At 73.1% G+C, this 15,467-nt stretch carries 11 protein-coding genes; all 11 read right to left on the bottom strand.

The window, feature by feature from the left end:
• Nucleotides 1-38: 38 nt before the first annotated feature.
• Nucleotides 39-413, bottom strand: coding sequence for a nuclear transport factor 2 family protein (locus ACFYYB_RS11055; RefSeq protein ID WP_389434632.1), 375 nt, complete (start codon nt 411-413; stop codon nt 39-41).
• A 67-nt stretch (nt 414-480) separates the two neighbouring features.
• Nucleotides 481-1,716: a PLP-dependent aminotransferase family protein gene (locus ACFYYB_RS11060; RefSeq protein ID WP_389434633.1), complete on the bottom strand. Its 1,236-nt coding sequence runs from the start codon at nt 1,714-1,716 to the stop codon at nt 481-483.
• Nucleotides 1,713-3,053 (bottom strand): MFS transporter, encoded by a 1,341-nt coding sequence (locus ACFYYB_RS11065; protein WP_389434635.1) that lies wholly within the window; start codon nt 3,051-3,053, stop codon nt 1,713-1,715. The genes ACFYYB_RS11060 and ACFYYB_RS11065 overlap by 4 nt, the downstream gene beginning before the upstream one ends.
• Nucleotides 3,050-5,668, bottom strand: a complete 2,619-nt coding sequence (locus ACFYYB_RS11070; RefSeq protein ID WP_389434637.1) for an ATP-grasp domain-containing protein — start codon at nt 5,666-5,668, stop codon at nt 3,050-3,052. Before ACFYYB_RS11070 ends, ACFYYB_RS11065 begins: the two co-directional genes overlap by 4 nt.
• A gap of 76 nt (nt 5,669-5,744) precedes the next feature.
• On the bottom strand, nt 5,745-7,019 hold the full coding sequence (locus ACFYYB_RS11075) for an acetyl-CoA carboxylase biotin carboxylase subunit family protein (protein ID WP_389434639.1): 1,275 nt from the start codon (nt 7,017-7,019) through the stop codon (nt 5,745-5,747).
• A complete protein-coding gene (locus tag ACFYYB_RS11080) occupies nt 7,016-8,341 on the bottom strand; it encodes an amidohydrolase (protein WP_389434641.1) in 1,326 nt (441 codons plus the stop codon). Before ACFYYB_RS11080 ends, ACFYYB_RS11075 begins: the two co-directional genes overlap by 4 nt.
• Before the next feature lie 10 nt (nt 8,342-8,351).
• On the bottom strand, nt 8,352-9,821 hold the full coding sequence (locus ACFYYB_RS11085; protein WP_389434642.1) for an MFS transporter: 1,470 nt from the start codon (nt 9,819-9,821) through the stop codon (nt 8,352-8,354).
• Nucleotides 9,808-10,536, bottom strand: coding sequence for a hypothetical protein (locus tag ACFYYB_RS11090; protein WP_389434643.1), 729 nt, complete (start codon nt 10,534-10,536; stop codon nt 9,808-9,810). The genes ACFYYB_RS11085 and ACFYYB_RS11090 overlap by 14 nt, the downstream gene beginning before the upstream one ends.
• A 78-nt stretch (nt 10,537-10,614) precedes the next feature.
• A complete protein-coding gene (locus ACFYYB_RS11095) occupies nt 10,615-11,949 on the bottom strand; it encodes a diaminobutyrate--2-oxoglutarate transaminase family protein (RefSeq protein ID WP_389434645.1) in 1,335 nt (444 codons plus the stop codon).
• Nucleotides 11,946-14,390, bottom strand: coding sequence for a carbamoyltransferase HypF (hypF, locus tag ACFYYB_RS11100; RefSeq protein WP_389434646.1), 2,445 nt, complete (start codon nt 14,388-14,390; stop codon nt 11,946-11,948). The genes ACFYYB_RS11095 and hypF overlap by 4 nt, the downstream gene beginning before the upstream one ends.
• 22 nt (nt 14,391-14,412) lie before the next feature.
• Entirely contained in the window at nt 14,413-15,438 is a 1,026-nt protein-coding gene (gene hypE, locus ACFYYB_RS11105; RefSeq protein ID WP_389434647.1) for a hydrogenase expression/formation protein HypE, read from the bottom strand.
• Between the last annotated feature and the right edge of the window lie 29 nt (nt 15,439-15,467).

Consider the following 15,467-nt stretch of genomic DNA (forward strand, 5'->3'; position numbering starts at 1 on the left):
CTCCGATCGGCGGGCGCTCCGATCAGCGGGCGGGGACGTCAGATCGCCGGACGGTAGAAGAAGGTCTTGCGCCGTTCGATCCTGCCGTCGCGGACCAGGTAGGTGTCGGCGAAGGCCTCGTCCAGGGCCGTGCCGTTCCTGTCGGCGCCCTGGAACCGCCCCCAGCAGGCGGCCGCGGCCAGGCCGCCGGTCACCTGGCTCACCTCGTGGGCTCCCGAGGTGATGATCCGCTCATGCTCGTAGAACCGGCGGATCCGGTCGAGGCCCTCCAGCGCCGGGTAGCCCGGCCGTTCGTACACGGCGTCCGGCGCGAAGACCTCGTCGAGCCGGTCCCACGAGCGGGTGTCGATCACCTCGAACAGCCGGGCCACCAGGGATTCGGCGGTCACCGGTGCGTGCGACGTCGTTGTCACGGTCTTGCTCCTTGGGGGTGTGGAGGAAAAAGACGGTGCGCATGCGCGGCCCGCCCGACGGGGTGGATCACACCCCGTCGGCCAGGGCCTTCTCCCAGGCCGCGGCCAGACGGGAGACGCCTTCCCGGCGCTGCGCGCCGTCCAGGGAGGCGAAGGACAGCCGCAGGACCCGCGAGCCGTCCTCGTCGATGCAGAAGGGCGTGCCGGGCACGATGGCGACGCCCTGCGCCAGCGCGTGCGCGTAGAGCGCGTCCGAACCGACCCGGGGGTCGGTCAGCCGGCACCAGAAGAAGAGGCCTCCGCGCGGCCGTTCGAAGTCCAGCCAGGGCAGCTGCTCGCGCAGCAGGGTCTCCATGGCGCGGGCCCGGCCGCCGTACAGCGTGCGCAGGCCCGCCAGATGGGTCGGCAGGAACTCCGGATCCCCGAGCAGGTCGGCGAGGAGGTACTGGCCGAAGGTGTTGGTCTGCAGGTCCCCGCACTGTTTGGCGGCGACCAGCTCCCCGATCAGCTCGGCCGGGGCGACCAGTCCGGCCACCCGCAGCCCCGGGCAGACCGTCTTGGAGAGGCTCATGAGCCGGACCACGCGTCCGCTGTGGACGTCGGTGGACGGCAGCCTGCCCCCCTCGAAGGCCAGGTCCCCGTAGGGGTCGTCCTCGACGATCACGAAGCCGAACCGCTCGGCCAGCGCGGCCAGGTGGCGGCGCCGCTCCTCGGAGAGCACGGCCCCGGTGGGGTTGTGGAAGTGCGGTACGACATAGACCAGCTTGGGCCGGGCCCCGGCGAGGAGCCGCTGCTCCAGTACGTCGGTGCGCATCCCCTCCGCGTCACCGGGCACGGGCAGCAGCCGCGCGCCGGCCCGCCGGAAGACCTGCACGGCGCCCAGGTAGCTCGGGTCGTCCAGGGCCACCTCGTCGCCCTCGTCGATCAGGGTCTGGGCGACGAGGTCCAGGCCCTGCTGGCTGCCCGCGGTGACCATCACCCGGTCGGGCCCGACGGTGGACCCCGTCGCGCTCGCCCGGGCCGCGATCAGCTCGCGCAGCGGGGCGATGCCGTCCGTGGGGGCGTACTGGAGCGCACGTACCGCGGACCCGCCCGACCCGGCCGACCCGGCGAACAGCCGGTCGGTGGCCTCGGCGAGCCGGGCCACGGGGAAGCTGTCGGGGGCCGGGATCCCGCCGGCCATCGAGAGCACCCCGGGGGCGGCGGCGGCCGCCAGGATCCGGCTCACCGCGTCGGAGCGGCCCCAGCCGGTGCGGCGGGCGAGCAGGCTCCCGATCGCGGGCGGTTGCTGTACGGGGGTCACTGTGCGTCCACCTTCCGCGGCTGCGCGACGAGCTGGGGCGGGAACTCCTTCAGGCGCCACACCGGCGAGTTGAGGACCACCAGGACCGCGGTCAGGAACAGCCCGGCCGTGACGACCAGCGTCTCGCGCAGCCCGATCAGGTCCCCGAGCCAGCCGCCCAGCAGGGCGCCGAGCGGGAGCGTCCCCCAGGAGACGAAGCGGTAGCCGGCGTTCATCCGGCCCAGCAGGTGGTCCGGGGTCATGGACTGCCGCAGGCTGATGATGTGGATGTTGGCCATGGTGCCGCCGGCCCCGATCAGGCCGAAGGCGGCGACGAACAGGGCCAGCGAGAGCGCCCCGCCGTTCGCCGGGGCCGCCGGGATGGCCACGGGGGCCAGGCAGCACAGCAGCAGCGCCGCCAGGATGGCGCGGCCGAGCCCGATCCTGCCCTTGAGCCACTGCGCGAGCATCGAGCCGGCCAGCGAGCCGACCGCCCCGGTGCCCAGCAGCAGGCCGATGCCGCCGGGCGAGATGCCGAGGGTGCGGGCCGCGTAGAGCACGAACACCGTCTGGAGGGACATCCAGCAGAGGTTGTAGAGCCCGGACTGGAGGGCGCAGGCCCGCAGGTGGGCGCTGTCCCAGATGATCCGGATGCCCTCGGCGATGCTGGTCCGGATCCCGGTGCGCTCCTGCTGGGGCACCGGCTCCGGCTCGACGCGCCGCACCGCGAGCAGGGTGAGCACGGAGACGAGGTACGAGACCCCGTTGATCAGCAGCGCGTAGGGGGCGGTGACCCAGCCGATGAGCAGGCCGGCCAGTCCGGGCCCGCCGATCTGGGCCAGCGAACTGGTGCCCTGGAGCTTGCTGTTGCCCTCGACCAGGTGCTGCTTGCCGACCAGGGTCGGCAGGTACGACTGGTAGGAGACGTCGAAGACCACCGTGAGGGTGCCCACGAGCAGCGCGGCGACGTACACGTGCTCGATGCGGAGCAGGTCGAGCACGGCCAGCAGCGGCACCGCGCTGACCAGCAGCGCCCGCCCTATGTTGGCCATGATCATCAGGGGCCTGCGCCGCACCCGGTCGACCCAGACGCCGACCAGGAGGGTGACCATCAGGAACGGGGCGTAGGAGGCCGCGTTGACGAAGCCCACCTGGGAGGAGCTGGCGTCGAGCGTGAGCACCGCGGTGAGCGGCAGCGCCAGGGTCGTGACCTGCGCCCCGACCTGTGAGATCGCCTCCCCGGACCAGAACTTGAGGAACTCCGGGTCCCGCCAGAGCGTGGCGGGAGCGGCGGCGGCCGGTGTCGCGGCCGCCGTCTCCTCCACCGGCTCGGCGGCCCCGTTCCCGATGTCGGTCACTTGGCTTCCACTCCCTCGGCGGCCGGGTCGACGTGGAACGCGCAGCCGATCTGGGCGCCGCGCAGCATGCTCACGATGCCCACGGCCGGGTCGGTGACGCCGCGGGCCAGGGTGCCGGCGTAGCGTCCGTCGACCATCAGCGTTCCGTAGGCGACGGCCATGTCCTCGCAGGTCTCGCCGTCCTCGGAGAGGAACCGCTCGGTGGTCGGCAGCAGGCGGTGCTGGAGGACGTACGGGCCGTCGACGGCCTGGCGGAGCGTGGCGACCCATTCCTTCTGGTCGGTGGTCCAGCCGGGGGTGACGCCGACGCCGCCGTAGAGCAGGGTGGGCTTGAGGACCAGGTGGTCCTTGTTGGCGATGGCGTAGGGCAGCAGGTCGATCTTCTCGCCGCCGAAGGTGACCTTCTCGTCGCGGACGAAGCGGGTCCAGGGCAGGATCCGGTCGATCAGCTCGCGCTCGGCCTCGGTGAAGACGGCGCGGTTGCGCTCGTCGCTGAGCATCGCGAGGCTGCCCTTGTTTCCGTACAGCTCGCAGTCGAGCGGGGCGAACAGTTCGACCGTGCCGGCCTCGACGGCGTCGAGGAGCGGGTTGACGAGGTCGTAGGTGCGGGGCTCGTCGGGCATTTCGCCGGGCAGGAACATCCGGTAGACGACATCGACCTTGCGGCCGGCGTGCAGGACCTTGCCGTTCTCGTAGGCGAAGTCGCCGAGGTGGCAGACGACGGTCTCGAAGCCGAGCCGTTCGAAGGCCGGGACGACGAACTCCATCCAGCACTTGGACTTCTCGAAGCCCTCCGGCCAGTCGGTGATCGCCAGGTACGGCCGCTCGATGCCTTCGAGGGAGGGTGCCTGGCGGCGCAGCACCTCGGTGATGCGGGCGAGCGGGTCGGGGTAGACCAGGCCCTCGGCGGCCGCGAACTCGGCGAACTCCGCGTCCTGGATCAGGGCGCGGGCGAACTCGCCCATCTGCCAGCCGCCCAGTGAGGAGCCGGTGTTGAGTTCCATGACGCGGAAGCCGCCGGTCTCGCGGTACAGGTCGGCACGGGAGAGCGGGGCGAGCTCGTCCACGGAGCCGCGCAGGACCAGGTCGGCCTGGGTGGGCGACATCCCGACGGCGGTGGCGAAGGCGCGCAGGTCGCCGCCGTAGAGCCGGGCGGGCACCGCCTTGAGCAGGTCGAAGAGGCCGTTCAGGTCGTTCTCCAGGCCCGTGACGTCGGCCTCGCTGAGGAAGACGGGGCGGTTGAGACCCTCGCCGCCGCCGGCTCCGTAGCGGAACCACTCCACGCCCCGGACGCCGGAGACGGTCTGGCGGGCGGCGGTGCGCTCGTGGTCGAAGAAGCGGCGGGTCACGGCGTTCTCGACGCGGGCACCGAGCCGGTGCGCGGCGACTCCGGAGACCTCCGTACGGGAGAGCGCCTCGGCGCGGTCCAGGGCGCGGCGGGTGCGGGCCGGGGTCTCGCCGACCGCGATGAGCGCGGCGGAGCGGGGGGTGAGGCCGCGGGGCGGGAGCAGCAGCTCGTCGCCGGGCTCGACCAGGGCGACGGCCTCGGCCAGGTCCTCGACGTCCTCGGGGGCGGGCAGGACGACGCGGTCGACGGCGCCGTCGTAGGCCGGGTAGAGGAAGCGGACCTCGGCGCTGAGGGCGCGGGTCGGGGTGACGTCCGGGGTCTCCTCGAAGGCGATCCTGGCGGCGGCCAGTGGCAGGTCGACGCCGGTGGCGAGCTTGTTCAGGTGCGGGATGAGGTCGCCGCCGAGGCGGCCGTTGAGCTCGATCAGGCGGGGGCCGTTCGCGGCGACGCGCAGTTCGGTGTGGGTGACGCCGTAGTCGACTCCGGCCGCGCGGTGCGAGGCCTGGACCAGCTGGGTGACGGCGTCGGCCCAGGGCTCGTGGCGCCAGTCGGTGACCAGGTGGCCGACCTCTTCGAAGTACGGGTGGGCGCCGAGCCGCTTGCGGGCCACGCAGACCGGGGTGGCCAGGCCGTCCACGACGACGCTGTCGACGCTCAGTTCGGGGCCCTCGATGAACTCCTCGATCAGGACCGAGGCGGTGGTGCCGGCGCCGCGCAGTCGGCTGGTGGAGGCGAGCCGGAAGGCCCGGCGCAGGCCGTCCACGTCGCGGGCCATCATCACGCCGAAGCTGCCGCCGAGGGTGCGGGGCTTGACGACGACGGGGAAGCCGATGGACTCGGCGGCGGCGACGGCCTCGTCCTCGGTGGTGGCCGGGACGTAGCGGACGGCGGCCATCCCGGCGGCTTCCAGGGCCTGGCGGGTGGCGTACTTGTCGCGGCAGATCTTGGCGGCGGCCGGGTCCATGGCCCGCATGCCGAGCTTCTTGGCGACCGAGGAGACGGCGACCAGCGACCACTCGTCCCAGGTGACGATCGCGGCGTTGGCGACCTCGCCGCGCAGGTCGGCGACCGGGGCGTACAGCTTGGCCGCGTCCGTGGTGTCGGCGATCCGGTGGGTCTCCACGTAACGGGCCTGCCAGGTGGGGGCCTCCGGCGCGACGAGGGTCACCTCGTAGTGCTGGGCGAGGGAGGCCAGGGCGTACTCCCGGTACTGCTGTATGCGGCTGCCTACGAGGATGACGCGCTGGCGTTCGGAGGTGAAGACCACGGTGGATTCCTTTCCGGTACGGGGCGTGGAGCGGGTTCGCCCCGGAGAACAGGGGGTGCGAGACGTATGGGGGGGGTCAGCCCGTCGGGCCGTCGGCGGACGGGGCGCCGACCGGTACGCAGGTCAGCCGGAAGGAGTTCGCGGACTCGGTGATGGCGGCCTCGACCTCCCGGGTGGTGGCGCCGCGGAAGCGGAAGCGGGTGCCGACGTGCTCGTAGCCGCTGATCGCCGGGGCCGTGGAGCCGACCGGGGTGTGTTTGACGGCGTACGGGAGGCGGCCCGGCGCGGGTTCCCGTACCCAGCCGGCCGCTTCGACGCGGCAGGGGGCGGGCACCGGGAGCGGGAGCAGCAGGTAGCCGCCGACCTCGCCGGTCTTGAGGGGCGGCAGGACCGGGGTCAGGCCGAGCTGGATGTCCACGGCGGCGGCCATCAGGTCGACTTCGTGGACGTCGCGCCAGGTGAAGGGGATCTCCCCGCCGCCCACCCGGGCCCCGCACTCCAGGAAGACCAGCGCGGGCCCGCCGCCGGGCGCCGGGGTGACGAAGGCCTCCAGGTGGAAGACCCAGGGCTGCGAGCCGCCGAGGGCGGGGCCGACCGCGGCGGCGAAGGCCTCGACCGCCTCCAGCAGCGCGGGATCGTCCTCCTCCACGGAGCCGAGCCAGGTGCCCTGGGTGAAGTCGGCGCAGGTGCCGCCCACGTAGCGCGAGACGGTCCAGCTGCCGAGCGAATCGCCCTCCCACAGGCCGTCGATGTGCAGGATCGGCCCGTCCACGTAGCTCTGGACGAGGTGCGGTTCGGCGGCCAGGGCGGCGGCCAGGGAGCCGAGTTCCGCCAGTTCGGCGGCGGAGTCGATCTGGACCACGCCCCGGCTGGCGGTGCCGCGGTGCGGCTTGACGACCAGCGGCCAGCCGTGGGCCTCGCCGAAGGCGAGCACGGCGGCCGGGTCCGGCGCGGGGGCGAAGGCGGGCACCGGCAGGCCGGCGGCCTCGGCCGTGCGGCACATGGTCAGCTTGTCGCGGAACACGGCCAGTTCGGCGGTGTGCTGGCCGGGGATCGCGAACTCCTCGCGGATCAGCGCGGCCGCGTCCAGGTCCCCCTCGTTGAGGGCGATCAGCCGCGCAGGGGCGCCGAAGCGGGCCACGAGAGCGGTGACGGCCGCGCGGACGGCGGGCAGGTCGTCGGTCAGGGCGACGGTGGTGACCGCGGCGGCGGCCTCGGGTAACGAGGCGCGGCCGAGCGCCGTGCTGACGTAGGTGACCTGGGCGGAGCCGTGGTCGATGTAGTCGGCGTAGTGCGCGTGGGTGTCCCGCCAGCGGTGCAGGACGATGATGTGCGGCCGGTCGGTGCTCATTCCGTCCCGCTCCCCTCACCCGCGCCGGCGCCCTCGGAGGAGGAGGAGGAGGAGGAGGAGGCAGTGGCGGCAGTGGCGACGGCGAGCCACGGCAGTGCTGCCGTGGCCATCGTGCGGACGCCGACGGACAGCGCGGGTCCGGCGACGGGCGCGAAGGTGGAGGAGTGGTTCTGCGGGAGTTCCTCCAGCTTGCCGGCCGCGAAGGCCTCGCCGAAGGCCTGCGGGTCGAGGCCGCCGTAGAACCAGTACACCGAAGGGACCTGGGCGGCGGTGGCGAGCAGCCCGAAGTCCTCGCTGGCGGTGGTCGGGCCCATCGTCATGACGGCGCCGGCCCCGAAGTGCTCGCGGTGGGCGTCGGCCACCCGCTCGGCGGCCGCGGTGTCGTTGACGGTCATGGGCAGGTGGTAGACGGAGGTGATCTCCGGGTCGGCGGTCGCGCCCGCCGCCGCCGATTCGGCGCGGGCGAGGCGCTCGACGGCCGCGAGGACCTTCTCGCGGACCGGCGCGGAGCTGGTGCGCACGTTGATGCCGAGCTCGGCCGTGTCGGGTATGACCGCGGCGGTGGTTCCGGCGTGCAGCTTTCCGACGGTGACCACCACCGGTTCCTGGGCGGCGATCTCGCGGGAGACCACGGTCTGGAGCCGCAGGACCAGGGAGGCCGCCATCACCACGGGGTCGATCGCGGCCTCGGGCTTCGAGCCGTGGCCGCCGCGCCCGAAGAGCTTGACGGTGATCGAGTCGGTGGCGCCCATGACCACGCCGGGCAGGGTCGCGACGAGCCCGACGGGCCCGGGTCCCACGTGCGAGCCGAGGATCACGGCGGGGCGCGGGAAGCGCTCGAAGAGCCCGTCCTCGACCATCTCGCGGGCTCCGTAGCCGCTCTCCTCGCCCGGCTGGAAGACGGCGACGACCGTGCCCCGCCAGGCCTCGCGGTTACGGGCGAACAGGGCGCAGGATCCGATGAGCGCGGCCACGTGCAGATCGTGGCCGCAGGCGTGCATCACCGGGACCTCGGTGCCCGATTCGTCGGTGGCCGTCTCGGTGCTCGCGTACGGCAGCCCGGTGGCCTCCTTGACGGGCAGCGCGTCCATGTCGGCGCGCAGCATGACCACCGGGCCCTCGCCGTTGGCCAGGACCGCGACCACGCCGGTGCGGCCGACGCCGGTGGTGATCTCCCAGCCGCCCTGGGCGGCGAGGCGCTCGGCGACCAGGGCCGCCGTCCGCTTCTCCTGGAAGGCGAGTTCGGGGTGGGTGTGCAGGTCGCGGTAGTCGGCTTCGAGGGCCGGCAGCAGCGAGTCGAGTCCTTCGAGCAGTGCGGTCATGACGTCCTTCTCAGGCATGAGGGGTTACGGACACGGGGTGTTCGCTACCGGGGTGTTCGCTACCGGGGTGTTCGCTACCGGGGTGTTCGCTACCGGGGTGTTCGCGTACGGCCCATGAGGCGGCCAGCGCCACCGCGGCGGTCAGTGCGGGCCACCACGGCAACCAGGCGTTGTGACCGGCCGACCGCAGGAGCTCCGCGAGCATCGGGAACGTGCCGCCGAAGAGGCTGATCGCGGCCGCGGTGGGCAGGCCCACGGCGACGGCGCGCACGGCCGGCGGGAACAGCTGCCCCGCGAAGACGTTGCTCACCGCGAGCGGGAGGCCCAGCAGGAAGAGCAGCACCACGGTGACCAGTTGGACGGGAACCCGTCCGGAGTTCATGGCCAGCAGCAGCGGTACGGTGCCGAGCGCGAGCCCGGCGAAGCCGAGCCGCAGGACGGGCAGCGCCCCGATCCGGTCGGCGGCCCTGCCGCCGCCGAGCATGGCCGCGAGGAGCGCCACCATGCCGAGGAGCAGCGCGGCGGAGGTCTCCTCCTTGCCGGCGGCCCCGGCGCTCTCGGCGTACGAGGGGAAGTCGACGGTGACGAAGTAGAAGGCGGTGGTGGCCCCGGAGGTGATGGCGAACACCACGGCGAGCCGCCGGAGATGGGCCCGCAGCACCGGCCAGGGGCTCGGCGCCTTCGCCGCCGGAGCAGCCGCCCCGGGAAGGGCCTTCGCCGCCGGTCGCGCCGTCTCCCGGGGCGGGGCCGCTCCCTGCGCGGCCCCGCCCGTGGTGGCGGCGGTGAAGACGGCGCTCTCCGCCGCGCCCCGCCGGATCCACAGGGCGGTCAGCCCGAGCAGTCCGCCGAAGACGAAGCCGAAGCGCCAGGCCCCGTCCTCGACCCCGCTCTCCCCGAACACCCCGAGCAGGAGGTTCATGACGATGAAGGAGAGCGCGCTGCCCAGCACCACGCCCCCGTAGGAGACGGCGCTGTAGAAGTAGCGGCGCCCGGCCGGCGCCGTCTCGGTGACGTACGCGGCCACGCTCGGGTTCTCCGCGCCGACCGACAGGCCCTGGACCAGCCGGGCCCCCACCACCAGGAGCGGAGCCGCCAGGCCGATGGAGGCGTAGCCGGGGACGACGGCCAGGAACAGGGAGCCGGCGGCGATCAGGCCGACCGTGAGGGTCAGTCCGTAGCGCCGGCCCCGGGTGTCGGTGAGGCGGCCGATGAGCACGCTGCCCAGCGGGCGGACCAGGAAGCCGAGGGCGAAGCCGAGGTAGGCGGCGATGAGTTTGGCGGTGGGCGAGGTGCCGGGGAACAGTGCCTCGGCGAAGTAGGGGGCGAGGATGCCGTAGATGGTCCAGTCGTAGGCCTCGACGACCGAGCCGACGGTGGCGGCGGCCAGTTCCCTGCGGGGGCGCCGGGCCGGCGCCGGTGCGGCGGCGGTGGCCGCCGCCGCACCGGCCTCCGGGAGACCGGCTTGGTCAATGCTGGTCATCTGTTACTCCGTAGACCCTGATCAATGAGGTGTCCTGCCCCGGGAAGGGCACGGCGTGCAGCCGGACGCCGGTCGCCGGGAGGGCGTCGAGGCCGGTCAGGCCCGTGAGGGCGGGCAGGTGGGCGGCGGCGAGCGCCGCCGCCACCGGCCCGTTGCCCTCACGGCTGTCGGTCGCCACGAGGAGCGCGCCCTGCCCGGCGAGCAGGTCCACCGCGTCCTCGGTGAGGTACGGGCCGGCCGCGCGGCCGGTCTGTACGACGACGGCGCGGCCCGCGAGGTCGAAGGGCGCCAGCGCCAGCCGGTCGGCGACCGGCGCTCCGGCTCCGAGGAGCCGGACCAGGACCACGGGAAGGTCCACCAGGGCGGCGAGGCCCGGGGCGGCACCGCCCGGGCCCGTCGGCCAGGCGGCCCGGGTGGCGGGGCCGGTCAGGTCCGCCGTGGTGCGGCCGGAGCCCGCCGAGCCGGTGTTCCGGGAGCCCTTGTGGGGCTCCTGGAGCAGTTCCCGGCGGGTGATCTTCGTACTGCCGACCATCAGCAGTCCGAGGTGGCGGACGATCAGTTCGCCCAGGTCCCCGTCGGTGATGTCGTCACCGGGGATGTCCAGGCGGAACCCCTGCATCTGCAGGGCGCCTCCGTTGCTGAAGACGACCTCCGCGTCGAAGTCGACGCGCCACTCGCCGCCGTGCTCACCGCTGTTGTTCGTTCCCGTGGCCATTTCGCATGTCCTTCTCTTCGTGGATCCGTGCTCTGCCGTGCCGAGCCGGCTGTTCCGGCTCGGGCACGGTCGACCGGCTCAGACGCAGTCGATCAGAGCTTTCTCCAGCGCCGCCGCCATCTCGTGGATCTCCTCGTCGGTGATCACCAGTGGCGGGAGCAGCCGGAGCACGGCGCCGTGCCGGCCGCCGCTCTCCAGCAGCAGCCCGTGGTCCAGGCAGGCGCGCTTGACGCGCTTGGCCCGGGCCCCGTCGGCGGGCAGCGAACCGAGGGCGTCGGCCCGGCCGGCGGGGTCGACGATCTCGATGCCCCACATCAGCCCCCGGCCGCGGACCTGGCCGATCTCGGGGTGACCGGCGGCCAGCCGGCCCAGCAGGGAGCCGATCAGCCTGCCCTTGGCCGCGGCCTTTTCGATCAGTCCCTCGGCCTCGGTGACCCGCATGGCGGCGAGTCCCGCGACCAGGGCGATCTGGTTGCCGCGGAAGGTGCCCGCGTGGGCTCCGGGCGTCCAGGCGTCGTACTTGCCGTGGTAGAGCAGCAGCGACAGCGGGAAGCCGCCGCCGGCCGCCTTGGACACGAGGACGGCGTCCGGCTCGATCCCGGACTCCTCGAAGGCCCACATGGTGCCGGTGCGTCCGAAGCCGGCCTGGATCTCGTCCAGGACCAGCGGGATGTCCAGCCGGGCGGTGATCTCCCGCAGCCCGCGCAGCCAGGCGGCCGGCGCCGGGATCACCCCGCCCTCGCCCTGGACCGCTTCGACGAAGACCGCGGCCGGCTTGGTGATGCCGCTCTCCGGGTCGGTGAGCAGCCGCTCGATGTAGGTCAGGCCGGCCCGGACGCCCGCCTCGCCGCCGATGCCGAAGGGGCAGCGGTAGTCGTAGGGATAGGGGAGGTGGTGGACGTCCGGCATGAGGGAGGGCACGGACTCCTTGGCGCCCAGGTTGCCGGTGAGGGCGAGGGCGCCCGCCGTCATCCCGTGGTACGCCCCGTGGAAGGAGATCACCGTCCGGCGGCCGGTGGCGATCTTGAAGAGCTTGATGGCGGCCTCGGTGGCGTCGGTGCCCGCCGGTCCGCAGAACTGGGTCTTGAAGGTGTCCGCCATGGTGCCCGGCAACCGCGCGTAGAGCGCCCGGAGGTACTCGTACTTGGCCGGCGTGGTCAGGTCCAGTGCCTGCTGGACCTGGCCGGAGGCGAGGTACTCCCCCACCGCGGCCAGGACGTCCGGGTGGTTGTGCCCCAGGGCGAGGGTGCCCGCCGCGGCGAGGCAGTCCAGGTACTCCCGGCCGTGCCCGTCGCGGACGCGCGCCCCGTGCCCCTCGGCGAGGAGCTTGCCGAAGGCGTTGGCGTAGGTCCGGGCGCCCGATTCGCGCGCCTCGACGAAGGTGTACATCTCGTCCGGCGTGAGGGTGGTCACGTCGTCGCTCCTCTTCGATTCCGCAGGTGTGAGCGGGCGTCGGCGACCATGACCTGACCGAGGGCGATTCCCCCGTCATTGGTCGGAACGAGCCGGTGGACATAGGTGTCGAAACCGTCGGCGGTCAGCCCGGTCAGACAGTTGAGCAGCAGGAACTCGTTGAGGAACACGCCTCCGGAGAGGGCGACCTGGTTGACCCCGGTCTCCTCCCGCAGGGCCGCGCAGCGCTCGCGGACCATGTCGACGACGGCCGTGTGGAACCGGCGGCTGATCCGCTCCACGGGCAGTCCGGCGGCGATGTCGGCGGCCATGGCCCGGATCACGGGCCGCGGGTCCACCTCGGTCAGTCCGTCCGCCGCGTAGGCCCCGAAGCGGTACGAGGCCTGCGGCTCGCGGGCGGCGTCGCGGTCGAGCAGCCCCTCCAGCTCGATCGGGCCCTGGGCCTCGTACTCGGCCCTGGCGCAGACCCCTGCGAGGGCGGCGGCCCCGTCGAAGAGCCGGCCCATGCTGGAGGTGGGTGGGGAGTTGATCCCGCGGGCCGCCATCGTCGCGAAGACCTGGCGGCGCTGCGCGTCGAGGGCGGCGAGGGCGGGGAAGCCCGCGAGGGCCCGGTCCGGGTCCCCGTCGAAGGCGTCCAGGGCGAGTGCGTACCCGGTGCGGATGGGTTCGCGCACCGCCTGGTCCCCGCCGATCAGCGGCAGCCCGCGCATCCGGCCGACCCGGCGGAAGGCGGCGTAGTCCCCGAGGAGGAACTCCCCTCCCCACACCGTGCCGTCCTCGCCGTAGCCGAAGCCGTCGAAGATCACGCCGAGGGTGGTGCCGCGCACGTGGTTCTCCGCCATGCAGGAGGCCATGTGGGCGTGGTGGTGCTGGACTTCCACGGTGGGCAGCGCCGGCCCGGTGCCGTCGTCGTCCAGGGCCGCCCGGGTGGAGCGGAACTGCGGGTGCATGTCGTGCGCGGTGGCCTCCGGCTTGAGCGCGTACAGCTGCGCCAGGTGCCGGGCGGTGCGGTGGTGCGCGGCGAAGGTCTCGTCGTTCTTGAGGTCGCCGATGTGCTGGCTGAGGAAGACCTGGGAGCCGTTGGTGAGGGCGACGGTCGTCTTCAGTTCGGCGCCGAGGGCGACCACGGGGGCCACCTCGCGGCCGACGTCCACGGGGTAGGGGGCGTAACCGCGGGCCCGGCGGATGAACTGGAGCAGCGGCTCGTCGAGTTCGGGGTGGTCGGAGAGGCGGACCACCGAGTCGTCGACGCGGATCTCGATGTCGCGGTCGTGGTAGAGGATCACGTCCGCGATCTCGAAGAGCTGCTCCAGGGCCTCTTCGTTGCGGTAGGCGATGGGGTAGCCGGAGATGTTGCCGCTGGTGGCGACGAGCGCTTCCAGGCCGGGCTCGTCCAGCAGCAGGTGGTGGTGGGGTGCCGAGGGCAGCATGATCCCCAGGTTGGGGTTGCGCGGGGCCACGGACTCCGGGAGGGAGCCCGGGCGCTTGCGGGCCAGCAGGATGGGCCGGGCCGGCGAGCGCAGGACGTCGATCTCCGCCTCGGAGAGCTCCACCAGCTCCTGCGCCGTGGTGAGATCGCGGACCATCACCGCGAACGGCTTGGAGTCGCGGCGCTTGCGGCCGCGCAGCAGGGCCACGGCCTCCGCGTTCGTCGCGTCCACCACGAGGTGGAAGCCGCCGACGCTCTTCATGGCGGCGATCCCGCCGTCGGCCAGCACCCGGGCGGCCCGCAGGAGGGCCTCGTCCCCTTCGGCCGTGCCCCCCTCGCGGTCCCGGAGCAGCAGCCGGGGGCCGCAGTCCGGGCACGCGTTGGGCTGCGCGTGGTAGCGCCGGTCCATCGGGTCCTCGTACTCGGCCTTGCAGTCCGGGCACATGGTGAAGGCGGCCATGGTGGTCATCGGCCGGTCGTACGGCAGGTCCTGGATGATGGAGTACCGGGGCCCGCAGTTGGTGCAGTTGATGAAGGGGTAGCGGTGCCGGCGGTCCTTCGGATCGCGAAGTTCCGCCTGGCAGTCGCCGCATACGTGGGTGTCCGCCGGGAGCAGCGCGGACCGGGCTCCGGTGTGCTCGCTGTGCACGATGGTGAACGGGCCGGCGGGCACGGTGCCCGTGGCCAGTCCCCGGGTCGGCCGGACCTCGTCCACCCGGGCGAGCTCCGGGGCGCGGCCGCTGAGGCCCGCCGCGAACTCCTCCAGGGCGGCGACCGGTCCGGACGCCTCCACCAGCACGCCTTCGGGGTCATTGCGAACCCAGCCGGAGAGGCCGAGTTCACGGGCCAGCTTGTAGACGAACGGCCGGTAGCCGACGCCCTGGACCACGCCGGTGACGCGGATGCGCCACTCGTCGAAGGCGCTGTGGGCGCTGACGGCGCTGTGGGCGCTGACGGTGCCGACCGTCCCCTCGGGCCGCTCCGTGACGGTCTGCTGCTCGGTGCTGCTCATGGCGGTCTCCTCGGTCCCGTTCTCAGCAGAGCCGGGGGAGTTCGGCGCCGAGGAGTTCCTCCAGCTGGGTCTCGCGGCCGTCCTTGTCGCGCAGCAGCACCAGGCCCTCGGTGTCCTCGGAGATCTCGCCGATGGTGACCGCGTGCTTGCCGTAGGGCAGCGAGCGCAGGGCGGCCAGTACGTCGGCCTCCGCCTCCGGGGCCACGAAGACCGCGAGGCAGCCCTCGTTGGCGCAGTGCAGCGGGTTGATGCCGAGCATGTCGGCGGCCATCGCCGTCTCGTGCTGGATGGGCAGGTCGTCCTGGGCGACGCGGATGGTGCGGCCGAGCTTGTGGGCGTACTCGTGGAGCACGGCGGTCAGGCCGCCGCGGGTGACGTCGCGCATCGAGCGGACGGCACCGGCCTCGACGTTCGACAGGACGGTGTCGACCAGGCCGTTGAGCGGGGCGCAGTCGCTGTCCACGCGCTGCTCGAAGCCGAGGCCCTCGCGGATGGAGAGCAGGTGCACCGTGTGGTTGCCGATGGGGCCGCTGAGGATCACCTTGTCGCCGGGGCGCACGTCGGTCATGGTGAGCGGCTCGCGCTCGAAGACCCCGACGCCCGCGGTGTTCAGGTAGATCTGGTCGGCCTCGCCCTTGCGGACCACCTTGGTGTCCCCGCCGACGATCTGTACGCCGGCCTCGCGGGCGGTGTCGCGGATCGACTCCAGGACCTGGACCAGCTTGGGGATGGGGAGCCCGGTCTCCAGGATCATGCCGAGGGTGAGGTACTTGGGCCGGGCGCCGGCCACGGCCAGGTCGTTGACGGTGCCGCAGACCGCGATCTTCCCGATGTCCCCGTTGCCGAAGAACGGCGGGTCGATCACGAAGGAGTCGGTGGTCATCGCGATGCGGTCGCCCTCGATCTTGAGGACCGCGCTGTCCTCCATGATGCCGACGTACACGTCGCCGAGGGTCGCCGCGATCAGCTGGACCAGGTCCTGGCTGAGCTTCGCGCCGGTGCCGTGGTCGAGGACGATGAATTCGGTGGGGTCCACGCTCGTGGTCATGCCTGTTCCTTTCTGGAACGGGGAGGTGT

Source organism: Streptomyces sp. NPDC002886, from assembly GCF_042888445.1.
Lineage (GTDB): Bacteria > Actinomycetota > Actinomycetes > Streptomycetales > Streptomycetaceae > Streptomyces.